Origin of the sequence: Prosthecobacter sp., from assembly GCF_049294395.1 — a bacterium.
Classification (GTDB): domain Bacteria; phylum Verrucomicrobiota; class Verrucomicrobiia; order Verrucomicrobiales; family Verrucomicrobiaceae; genus Prosthecobacter.
The window spans coordinates 1-1585 of sequence record NZ_JBAQCR010000185.1 but is presented as its reverse complement, the minus strand read 5'-3'; the positions used below and the strand labels follow the sequence as shown (position 1 = coordinate 1585).

Sequence of the window (1585 nt, the reverse complement as noted above, 5' to 3'; positions counted from 1 at the left end):
AAACACCACCGTGCGCCGCCTCCAGTTCACCGTGCCCGCAGACAACCGCAGCACCCTGGAGACCTACACCGCCTGGCTCCAGCAGGAAATCGACGCCACCAAGGCCGATCTCCCCGTCGCGCGCCTGCCCGATGCCGAAACCCTCAAGCGCCACTACGAATCCCGCCGCGAGCTCCCCATCACCGTCAGCGATGCCTTCACGCAGGACCTCGTCATCCATCCGCAAAAGCACGCCCACGCCAGCCTACGCACCGAGTACATCCGCCACTACCCGCACAAAGGCATGGCCGCCCACGTCCTCGGCTACGTCTCCTCAGACGGCGCACCGCCCGCCGGCGCCATCCTCCGCAATGAACCCCTCTGGCAGCGCACCAAAGGCGCCACCGGCCTCGAAGCCGCGTTCAATAAACAGCTCACCGGCACCGATGGCACCCTCTGCCTCATGATGGCAGATGCTGGTAGCGTCGTCTATCAGCAGGTCTTCGCCCCGCCCGCCGCCGGGCGCGATGTCGTCACCACCCTCAATCTCGAAACCCAGCGCCTCGCCGAGAGCGCCCTTTCCCAGTCCAAGCACCGCTGCGCCATGGTCATCGTCGATGCCTTCACCGGAGACATCCGCGCCATGGCCAGCCTCCCGCACTACGATCCCAATGCCTTTGCCGGCGGCATCTCCGCCACCGATTTCACCGCCCTCACGCAGGACATCGACGGCCCCCTCTTTGATCGCTCCCTCCTCGGCACCTACCCCCCCGGCTCCATCTTCAAGCCCATCGTCGTCCTCGCCGGACTCCGCGCCGGCACCGTCAGCGCCGAGATGGAGTTCGACTGCGGCCCCTCCCTCATGATCGACGGCCGCGAGTTCGACAACTGGTCCAAGGACGATCACGGCTTCTTCAATGCCCGCGCCGCTCTCATCCGCTCCTGCAACACCTACTTCTACCAGTCCGCCATGCTCACGCGGGACCGCCCCATCCTCTACATGGCGCACGAGTTCGGCCTCGGCGTGGCCCCCGTCCTCCCCCTGAAAACCGCCACCGGAAATCTCCCCCGTACCGCCCCCTCCAATCACGACCTCGCCAATCTCTCCATCGGCCAGGGCGTCACCGAGACCTCCCCGCTGCAGATGGCCATGGTCATGGCCACCCTCGCCAATGGCTCCTGCCGCCCGCGCCCCCGCCTCGTCTCCCACACCCAGTCCCAGACCGGCCGCCTCGGAGACGTCAGCATCCCATGTCGTGATGCCCTCATGCCCGTCAGCCAGATGGACCTCGAAACCGTGCGCAGCGGCATGTTTGGCGTGGTCAATCACGCCCGCGGCACCGGCAAAGCCGCCCGCCTGAAAAAAGTCGCCGTCTTCGGCAAGACCGGCACCGCCCAGTGGGTGCTGCGCGGCGCCAAGGCCAACGTCGTCTGGTTCGCCGGATTTGTAGACACCAATCCGCCCCTCGCCTTCGCCGTCATGGTCGAAGGGAATGCAGGGCAGGGCGGCCTCTCCGGCGGCGGCACCGCAGCCCCCATCATCGCCAAAGTCCTCCACGACATCGAAGACCGCCCCACCGCCCACGACGTCAAGATCACCCCCGCC

At 66.9% G+C, this 1585-nt stretch carries 1 protein-coding gene; it reads left to right on the top strand.

The annotated features are described in order from the left end of the window. Positions 1 to 10: 10 nt before the first annotated feature. The coding region (locus WAW39_RS12170) for a peptidoglycan D,D-transpeptidase FtsI family protein (protein WP_422319147.1) at positions 11 to 1585 on the top strand (1575 nt) is incomplete at its 3' end.